Origin of the sequence: uncultured Lactobacillus sp., assembly GCF_945290125.1 — a bacterium.
GTDB classification, from domain to species: Bacteria; Bacillota; Bacilli; order Lactobacillales; family Lactobacillaceae; genus Lactobacillus; species Lactobacillus rizhaonensis.
Genome location: NZ_CALYQV010000069.1, coordinates 1 through 9939 on the forward strand (window position 1 = coordinate 1; position 9939 = coordinate 9939).

The 9939-nt window shown below is 36.7% G+C and carries 6 protein-coding genes and 2 pseudogenes; 5 read left to right on the forward strand and 3 right to left on the reverse strand.

The genetic code is table 11. The features are described from left to right. Nucleotides 1–380: 380 nt before the first annotated feature. Nucleotides 381–1016, reverse strand: a complete 636-nt coding sequence (locus Q0K80_RS09085) for a hypothetical protein (protein WP_294605622.1) — start codon at nt 1014–1016, stop codon at nt 381–383. 197 nt (nt 1017–1213) lie between these two features. After that, nucleotides 1214–2077 carry a hypothetical protein gene (locus Q0K80_RS09090; RefSeq protein ID WP_294605624.1) on the reverse strand — a complete coding sequence of 288 codons (864 nt, stop codon included), beginning with the start codon at nt 2075–2077 and terminating at the stop codon, nt 1214–1216. A gap of 106 nt (nt 2078–2183) precedes the next feature. Between Q0K80_RS09090 and Q0K80_RS09095 the strand changes: the two genes are divergently transcribed. After that, nucleotides 2184–3428 carry an MFS transporter gene (locus Q0K80_RS09095; RefSeq protein ID WP_294605626.1) on the forward strand — a complete coding sequence of 415 codons (1245 nt, stop codon included), beginning with the start codon at nt 2184–2186 and terminating at the stop codon, nt 3426–3428. Between the two features lie 114 nt (nt 3429–3542). Here the strand turns inward: Q0K80_RS09095 and Q0K80_RS09100 are convergent, their stop codons facing one another. Continuing rightward, a complete protein-coding gene (locus Q0K80_RS09100) occupies nt 3543–4781 on the reverse strand; it encodes an MFS transporter (RefSeq protein ID WP_294605628.1) in 1239 nt (412 codons plus the stop codon). A 150-nt stretch (nt 4782–4931) separates the two neighbouring features. Between Q0K80_RS09100 and Q0K80_RS09105 the strand changes: the two genes are divergently transcribed. The 4 genes and pseudogenes from Q0K80_RS09105 to Q0K80_RS09120 form a co-directional block, all read left to right on the forward strand. Then, nucleotides 4932–5861: a cytochrome C5 gene (locus Q0K80_RS09105; RefSeq protein WP_294605630.1), complete on the forward strand. Its 930-nt coding sequence runs from the start codon at nt 4932–4934 to the stop codon at nt 5859–5861. Nucleotides 5862–6097: 236 nt separating this feature from the next. Further along, a pseudogene (locus Q0K80_RS09110) lies at nt 6098–7440 on the forward strand (6-phospho-alpha-glucosidase). Nucleotides 7441–7459: 19 nt separating this feature from the next. Beyond that, nucleotides 7460–9101: pseudogene (locus Q0K80_RS09115) on the forward strand (alpha-glucoside-specific PTS transporter subunit IIBC). Nucleotides 9102–9187: 86 nt separating this feature from the next. Then, nucleotides 9188–9939, forward strand: a 752-nt coding sequence (locus tag Q0K80_RS09120; RefSeq protein WP_294605632.1) for a MurR/RpiR family transcriptional regulator, incomplete at its 3' end; no start/stop codon positions are given.

Here is a 9939-nt window from a genome sequence, read left to right on the forward strand (position 1 = left end):
TTGCTTAATAATAAAATGTCTAACTTTTTAGTTGCACTTCAATTTCGGGGTTTTTATATACTTTCCTTTAACACGAATAATATCTAGGTATAATAAAAAGATGACAAAAGTCGCCTTTTCGATTATTTAAAATTTAGTTGGATATTCCATTTCATTAAACTGATAGCAGGCATATTTTTGTGTTAACTTCTCGGTACTTAATCCACTTGGGTAATTTTAACTTTTAACACATTGCGTTAATCATAGACTCAACAAAAAATCCTGCTTTTGTGGACAATGCAATTGTGCATTATCTACTTAAGCAGGATCATTCACTAAAACTACTTTTTCATATTGCAATAGAAAATTGGATAAGTTATGCTTTTCTAGTCTTAACACAACTATAATGATGCCCATTTACCATTATGAAAATGATTAAATAAGCTTTTGTTTTCTTCCAGCAGTCCAATTATCTGTTGTCTATCATAAACAGCTACTCCATGACTATTAAGTATAGCAACAATTTCTACTAAATCTTTTGCTTGAATATTTCCTAACTCTAATTGAATTACTTTATTATTCACAGTCAAATTTAGTTTAAAAAAGTCTGGATTAAAATCAATTGGACTAATTCTAACTTTTTTACGATATGTAATTTCAGCCTTAGTGATATTCTCAAATAAATATGATTTTGTATAAATTTTTTTGATATGTAATAACTGCATAAGTTTCATTACATCATTTGAACTATAACTTACCACAGTAATTCCGTTTTTATTAATCTGCCAATATCCACTAAAACATGTTGGTAAAGTAATAAAAATTCCCACCAAAATTATGAGTCCCAGTACCCACCAAGGTTGATAGCCAAATCCAGTCATAAATAATGACACTAAAATGACTAAAACTAGTCCTAAGATTACATGCAGAATGTTTACTTTATGTCCAACAGTTACACTTTTATCTGAGTTACTAAATCCTGAATTATTCGAAGGATAAAGTTGTTGTCCTGCAATCATTTCTTCGTTTGACTTCATGATATTCACACTTTCACAATTTAGCAGTAACCATTTTATTTGTATTTAATTATACTACGTCTTGTTTTTTTAGAAAGCGTTTTTCTTAGCAGTAACGAAGGATTTTTGCTGTTTAGTTGGACTTAGAATATAAAAGTGCTTTATTCAAATTGATAATAAAAAGCTAGTTTCAAGTAAATGTTGCAATTTGTTTCTATTTATACTAAATTGCCACCGGTCGTTTCCTGCACCACTTTTTGCAATTGCTTACTATATTCAGTCATGCCGATTAAGGAAAACTCTTCTATTTGCATTGCGCAATTATCTAGATAAACCTGTTTGGGATCAAAATGATAGTTAATAATGTTCTCTAAAAATAATAGAGTCATCTTATTAAAGCAGGTTAGCGGCTGAGTGTGAATTTCATGGGATTTTTCCACCAACTGCTTTGCTTCCTGGTACTTGCTTTTTTCCAGACACATACTAATCATATTGATTAATATTCCCAACACTATAAATTGTATATCGTCATTATCGCTATCTTTAAATTGCTGAAAAATTTTGTTAGTAATGATCATGTCACTGGCAAAATCATAAAAAAACATGCAGTTCAGGAAAATTTTGATAGTTTTCCAGTCGAAATTCTCTTCATTAAAGAATTTATTTTTTAGTTGCTGGATTTCTGCAGCACTCAATTTTTCTCTATTACCATCTATAAGAGCAAGGATCAAGTTCACACGTAGCATTAAATCATTTTTACTGGTAAGCCCGCTACCCGCGATGGCCTGCTTAATTTCTTTTAGGCGCTTAATATCAAAATTATAATAAGCCTCTGTCATTTGGGCAACAATCTTCTTTTTGAGATTATCTTTACTTTCAGCCTGGTAATCAAGTTGTTTAAAAAAACCTGCAATTTTAACGTGATTTTGCCGTAATAATTCAATTAGGTCTGCCGCTGAAATGCGCGTCAGGTCTTTTTCTATTTTAGAATAAAAAGAGGGGCTGATAACATCGCCAATCCATGCGCGTTGAGTTTTGCCAGCTTCTAAACGGTATTGTCTAAGTAATGCACCGATAGTCATAGTTTAACCTCATTAAATTTTTTCGTTTCATATATGACACTTTTATATTCACAATTTTAGCTTAAGTACAATTAAAAATAAAGAAAGCTAAAAAGGAGAAAAAATTATGACTATCTTTTTTAAAAATAAAGAATATCGCAAGTTTTCAATTGCCAGTATTTTATCCAGTGCTGGAGATATTTTATTCTATTTAGCGCTGATGACTTACGCTAGTCGGCTCAAAAACTATTCGCTGGCCTTATCATTAATTGCTATTTCGGAATCAGTTCCCCGACTGTTTTCCAGTGTTGGTGGCTATCTAGCTGACAGAACACAGAATAAATTTCAAAAAATAGTCTGGATGGCTATGATCAGAGGTGCGCTTTATCTACTGGTTGGTTTTCTTTTTAGCCAGAACATCGCCGGCTGGAATCTGGTAATTATGGTGATTATCATCAACTTTATTTCTGATACGGCCGGAACTTATTCTGGCGGACTGACCACGCCACTAATTATTAGTCTGGTTAAAAAGGATGAGATTGCTGAAGCTGAAGGCTTTACTAGCGGTGTCTCACAGGTAATTACTTTGATTAGTCAGTTTGTTGGATCAGGACTTTTGCTATTCATGTCATATTCTGCGCTGGCTGTAATTAACGGCCTGACCTTTATTTTGGCAGGCTTGATCTATTACAATATTGCTGGGAGTAAACGAAAAAAGGGCATTTCAACTGTAACACAAGAAGTCGATGATCGTGGCTTTTGGTCCACCTTGGCCTTAGCATTAAAGCAAGTTAAAAAGGCTAGTGGCTTAATTACTACCGTACTGGTAATCGCCGTTTTAAACGGAGTTCTCAGCACGATCGAGCCCCTGATTTCTATTGTCATTGCGGGCAATCGTCAGGTGATGGTCATCGGAACCTATAGTTTTACAATCGCGTTAATTGGCGCTATGGCAGGAATAGGCGCTGCCTTAGGCAGCATTTTTGGTACTAATTTATTTAAAAATGTTAGCCTTCATCTCATTATTATATTTGCCAATATTGCTGGTGCCAGTGTCATAATTGCTATTTTAAGTAAACAAATTTGGTTCTGTTTAATAACTTATTGTATCTTAGGCTTCTTTGCGGGAACTGCTACTCCAAAATTAACCCAGTGGATGGTAGGTGCAGTTGATCATAAAATTTTGGCGTCTTCTGTTGGTCTGATCAATACGATTTTATTAATTGCCAGTCCCTTAATGACAACTGCTTTTACTACCCTATCGGCTGCGACAAATGTACAATATTCTCTTTTAGGATTATTGATAGTCAGTGTTCTGCTTTTTGTTATTACTGGTGTAGTAATGAAAAAATCAGCCAAAAAAGAGGACTAATGGTTTTTCGGCTGGTAAATTCGCAGTTGCTTTTTGCCAGCATTTTTCTAAGCCAGATATAAAAAGCCATCAAGATAAATTGACTTGATGGCTTTGCTGGTTGTAAGTTAGCTCTTATTTATTGGAACTTTTTCTCAAACTGAAAAAGATAATCAGAATAAAGTTAATTAGTAGAGTGAAGCCTGTAGTCCAAAAAACAGTTGCGTAGTTGAACAGACCGGAGATAGTAGAGCCCATAAGTGACCCAAACACTGAACCGACCGCTTGAAAAGACTGATTATAGCTGAATATCCGACCAAAACTTTCGGCTGGAGTATTCAGCGTCAAAACTGTCTGTGCTGCCGGTAACATGGCGGCACTGGCAATTCCCAGCAGAAAGCGCAGTCCCGCCAGCAACCAAGGTGAATGTGTCAAAGCCATAGGTATAAAGAGGATCGCACCTACAAATAAACCAAGACGCAATATTTTTAGCGGACCAATTTCATCCATTTTATGCCCGATTTTGGAAGCCGCAAGTAGTGTTCCAAGACCTGGGGTTGCGGCCACAATGCCGGCTACAAAGGCAATGTTTTTACTGTTGGGCATCATTGACTTAACATATAAGGAAACAATTGGGTCAATTGACATATTAGCAGCTTGCACTAAGAGGGTAGTCACGAACATGACCACAATCAGCTTAACGTTAGGCAAAGACTGCATAATTTCTTTCATTGGCTTCATTTCTGCACGAGAAATCGGAGTAAAGTTTTCATGAACTAAGAATGTCGACCCTAAGAAGACGAGCACCATCAAGAAACCGGTGATGAAGAATGGAATGCGGTAGCCCCAAACGCCACCTAACCAGTTACCAAAGAAGTTTGACAAAACACCACCTAAAAGTGGTCCTACCAAGTTTCCTGCCGTTCCGGCGGTCATCATTTGACTCATCACCCAGCCGCTTTTTCTATGGGGTGTTTCTCCTGCGATTAACGCGGTAGCGTTATTAATATATCCGGAAAAAGCACCCTGAATAAAACGCATTACAATAATGTAAATGGCATTAGGAGCAAAACCGGTAGCAGTAATTGTTAGAGCCATGACCCCGGAAGCACGCATGCACATTAACTTACGGCCCTTTCTGTCGGCCAAGTTACCCCAATATGGCGAAACGATTGCTTGGGCAATAAAGGTCATAGCAAAAGCAAGGCCGGAATACATACTAATCTGCAGTTTACTATAGTGCCCCAGATCAGCGATAAATAGAGAGATAAAAGGCATGGTCATGGAATAGCCCATGCCCGTGATAAAGCAGCCAAGCCATAGAGTCACAAACGCTTTATGCCAGCCAGCTGGGAATTTGTTGGAATCTGTCAAAACTTCCTCGCTTTCTTTTTTAATATTTTTCTAAAAAATATGATATCTTTTATATTTTAGCACAATAAATTTGCTAAGAATTTGCTAAATAGCTGATATTTTCATATTAATCATGTTAGGATATTATTTCTGAAAGGAAGGGGTGCTGTTATGGGAAAAAATTCGCATTTAACTAGGCAGGAATATCGCGAAAAATACAATCAAAGGTCCCAGCTTCAAAATAAAGAAATGACGAAAACAGCACTCAGAGGGCATGACACTTCTCAGACTCGTGCCGATTATCGTCATTTAAAATTAAACTTCTGGGATATTTTTGCAGATCGACCGTACTTTGCGGTGGCCATTGTTGTTTTGGCTATTTTCTTAGTTATGGCTAAACTGTGGTGGCTGCTTGCTGGGCTGGTCGTTATTGTCGCAATCGGTATCTTTGTCATTGGTCGCAGCCACCATCCCGATCGCGTTCTTAGCCTGGAATTTAAAATGAAGTCCTCCAGAAAATTAAGCATGTTGCGGGCATTGCAATTTGGGGGCTCGATCATCATGTTTCTGGCTACTTACATGAAAAAAGTGGTAACAGTAAACTTTTCCACTGCTGGTTCAACCGATGGGTTACAGATTGTGCAGGGAATTTTATCTAATCGTGGCGGTATCTATGGTCAACAAGGATCATATTTCTTAAGCTTACTGAATACCTTAACTGGTGGACAACTTTGGGGAAAATATCGCTATGCTACTAATAGTGCCCAAATGATGAATAGCAGTGCTGGACGCTTAATTATCATGTGGATATTGCTTTTAATGATTGCACCTGCATTTTGCGTTTTAGCACAATTTTTCCGTGAACCATATTCACGCAATACGGCTTTAGCAGCTTCAATTGTGGCAACCATCAGTTTCGTATTAACTCCGCGCTTATTGAGTAAGTGGATTGTAGAATATGCAGTGGAAAATCGGATGGCAAGTGCTCAGGCACAAGCCGCTATTAGCGTTGGACCAATGGCTTACGTTGCAATTTTCTGTGCAATGTTAGTTTTAATTATTTCTATTTATCGGGTAATTAAAAAAGACAGGTTCGTCTAAAATAGTCTTCTCATAACATTTAACTTAAATAGCATTAATGCTGGCACCCTAGTGGTGCCAGTTTTTTTTGTGAAATTAATTTTTGAAAATGAAACAAATATCTCAAGTTGTGAAATACGTATTCACTTTCCTGGAAAGCGGATACAAAAAATAAGAAAGATGTTATAAATATAAAAGTAAGCTAGCTTAGAAAATAACAGCTCAAAATGAGCAGAGTGAATTAAAAGGAGAAAAATATGTCCCAAAAAGATAAACGCTATTCCGTAGTCATTGCAGGTGGAGGCAGCACTTATACACCAGGATTTGTTTTAAGCTTAATTGCAAACCAGAACAGATTTCCACTAAGAAAGCTGAAATTTTATGATAACGATGCCGAAGGCAAAAGAAAATTGGTGATGCATGCGCAATCATTATGAAAGAACGCGCACCGCAAATTGAATTTTCGTATACGACTGATCCTAAAGAAGCATTCACAGATGTTGACTTCGTTATGGGATCAATTCGGGTTGGTAAATACCACATGCGGGAGCTTGACGAAAAGATTCCGTTAAGATATGGCGTTAACGGCCAGGAAACAACCGGACCCGGAGGAATGGCATATGGTATGCGTTCTATTCCAGCTATTATTGAGATAATCGACTGGATGGAAAAGTACTCGCCAAATGCCTGGATGATTAACTATACCAACACGATAGCCATTGTTGCGGAAGCTTGTCGCAGATTAAGGCCAAATGCTAAAGTAATTAATATTTGTGATATGCCGGTAGAAATTATGACTAGAATGGCCAAAATTTGCGGCTTAAATGACTACCATGATCTTGATGTCAACTACTATGGCTTAAACCACTTTGGCTGGTGGAAGGAAGTCCGTGATAAAAAGACGGGCAAAGATTTAATGCCACTTCTTAAGAAGCACATATCTGAAAATGGTTATTGGGTCGGTGGTGAATTTGATAAGGAAACAGAGACCAGTTGGGCCGAAACTTTTAAAAAAGCTAAGGATTGCTATGCTCTTGATCCAGAAACTTTACCTAATACTTATATGCAATATTATTACTTCCCACAATATGAAGTAAAAAATGCAGACCCTAACCATACCAGAACTGATGAGATTCGTGAATACAGACAAAAAATAGTATTTGGTGAATGTGTCAGAATTGTCAAAGCTGGTACAGCTAAAGGAAATATCTGGGAGGCCAATGCCGAACATTCTAATTATATTGTTGATATTTGTCATGCTATTGCTTATAACACGCATGAAAAATTCTTTGCTAACATTCCTAATAACGGCGCTATTGCCAATATTGACTCTGATTCTATTGTTGAAGTACCTTGCTGGTTTGGAGCGGATGGAGTTCAACCTATGGCAACTGGAATGGCCGGCAGATTCCAAAAGGGATTGATAGAAGAACAACAAGCATGTGAAAAGCTGGTAGTTGATGCTTATGAACAACATTCATACACTAAGATGTGGCAAGCTTTTGCCCTTAATAAGACGGTTCCTGATGCTTCTGTAGCGAAAAAGATTCTTGATGACATGATCCCAGAAAACAAGCCACATTGGCCAGAACTTAATTAGTGATTGGGGATGATGTCTTATGATGCAGAAGTTTCAAAAGTTTGGTGCAGCAATGTTTGTACCAGTACTTTTGTTCTCGTTTGCTGGTATTGTAGTTGCTTTAGGCAGCTTATTTAACAACCAAGCAGTTTTCGGCTCTCTGGCAAATCCAGGGACAACTTGGTATTCAATTTGGGATACAATTAGTGCAGGTGGTTGGACAGTTTTTAAGCAAGAAGCTTTGCTTTTCGTTGTAGGTCTGCCAATTGGTTTAGCAAATAAATCCAGAGGTAGGGCTGCCATGGAAGCAGTAATTACCTACATGACTTACAACTATTTTGTTGGTGCGATTTTATCTCACTGGGGTGCGAGTTTTGGTATTCCTAACTTTGATAAAATCCAGATTGTGGAAAATTCCACTAATCACGGACTAACAGAAATAGCAGGTATTAAAACTCTGGACACTAGTATTATTGGTGCTCTAGTAGTTGCTGGTATAGTAATTTGGTTACATAATCATTATTTTGATAAGAAATTGCCAGAGTGGTTAGGAACTTTTCAAGGATCTACATATGTTTATATTTTAGGCTTTTTCCTTATGATTCCTCTAGCTCTTATAACCTGCTGGGGCTGGCCAAAAGTTCAGCTGGGTATAACAGGTATGCAACACTTTATTACTAACAGTGGCGTTATTGGAGTGTGGATTTATAATTTTCTTAATCGTATTTTAATTCCAACTGGACTCCATCATTTGGTGTATATCCCGTTTCAGTACGGTCCTGCAGTTGTTGCAGGTGGATTACAACCTTATTGGCTAAAACATTTAACTAAATTTGCGTTAAGTACACGTCCGTTAAAGCAACTGGCTCCTGAAATGGGCTTCCAACTGTGGGGTAATGAAAAAGTATTCCTTGCTCCGGTAATTTGTTTAGCGTTTTATGCGACAGCTAAAAAAAAATAAAAAGAAGCAAACTTCAGCTTTGTTAATACCAGCAGCTTTGACTTCATTCTTTGCTGGAATTACTGAGCCAATTGACTTTACCTACTTGTTTGCTGCTCCGGTTTTATGGATCATTTATTCCTTACTTTCAGCTACTATGAACACTATTATGTTCAGTTTTGGTGTTGTTGGTAACTTTATATTTGGCAGCATTGATATGGCGGCAGAAAACTGGATACCACTCTGGGCCAATCACTGGCAAACATTTCTAGTACAATTTACAATTGGTATTATTTTTGCAATTCTTACCTTCTTCATTTTTAAATTTATGATTGTTAAGTTTGATTATGCAACTCCAGGAAGGGAAAAAGATGACGAAGATGTACATCTACTAAATAAAAAGGAATATCAAGCTAAAAAAGAATCAGCTGCTGGCGCAACAACTACCGCGCAGTTATCTAAAAAAGAGAAAGAAACTGATCCATACGTTGAAAGAGCAACGGCCTTCTTAGATTTACTAGGTGGAAGTTCCAACATTAAAGAGTTAAGTTCTTGTGCGACCAGACTACGTGTCACAGTGGCAGATCCTAATAAGATGGGCTCTGATGCTCAGTTTAAGGCAGCTAAGGCCGTTAATGTTGTCCATCACGGCAAAGCAATTCAGGTTATTGTTGGCTTAGATGTTGCTCAAGTACTTGAAGCAATGCAGGAACTAAGAAAGCAGGATAACAAGCAGGATTAAGATATTTCTAAAGCGCTTATTAGGTATAAAGCAGTTAATTGTATATATTTTATATATAAATGTAACTTTATATGGAGCGTTGATCAATGTCAAAATTAGAATATTTAGTCTATCAAAATAGTGGTAAATTGAATGATTCTGAAATAAGGGTCATTCAATTTATTATAAATAATGCAAAAGCGTGTAAAGGATTAAGTCTTACTGAACTTGCTCGCAAATTATACGTTTCGCGTTCGGCGATTTTCCGGTTATGTAAACACTTGGGCTTGAGCGGATATAATGAATTGAAATTTTACTTAAATGAAGTCGTTCAGGAAAAAGAGCAAAATAATATAAGTAAAGTAGTACCTAACAATTTTGATGCAAACGTAATAAAGGAAATCGAAAATTTACATAAAAATTTTAAGGTTCTTAAATTAGATGAATTTTACAATGAGCTAAGTAATGCTAAGCATATTTATATTTACTCTACCGGCTGGATCCAACAGATGTTGTCTGATTATCTTTCTCACGAGTTATTACTTTTTGGCATTTCATCAATAGTTTTGCCAGCTGCTGTCAGTGAACTGGAAATGGTAGGGAAAATTGCAGAAAAAGGCGATATGCTCTTTATTATTTCTTACACAGGCAATAATAAAGAAATTAACGATGAACTGGGTAAGTTTGAGATGGTTAACAACAAATTGCGTTATGTCTCCTTTACCGACCTAAAGCAAAATAAGCTTGCTTCGCTTTCCGACCATAATTTTTACTATCCGACTGTAAAATTTTCATCTAGCAATAATGTTTCATTTATACTGGCTTATACTTTAGTTGATTTCATCATAAATAAGTTTGG

What these genes read in the sequence shown, in the direction of transcription:
- Q0K80_RS09085 (WP_294605622.1), bottom strand. Translation starts at nt 1,016, where the DNA reads ATGAAGTCAAACGAAGAAATGATTGCAGGACAACAACTTTATCCTTCG.
- Q0K80_RS09105 (WP_294605630.1), top strand. Translation starts at nt 4,932, where the DNA reads ATGGGAAAAAATTCGCATTTAACTAGGCAGGAATATCGCGAAAAATAC.
- Q0K80_RS09095 (WP_294605626.1), top strand. Translation starts at nt 2,184, where the DNA reads ATGACTATCTTTTTTAAAAATAAAGAATATCGCAAGTTTTCAATTGCC.
- Q0K80_RS09090 (WP_294605624.1), bottom strand. Translation starts at nt 2,077, where the DNA reads ATGACTATCGGTGCATTACTTAGACAATACCGTTTAGAAGCTGGCAAA.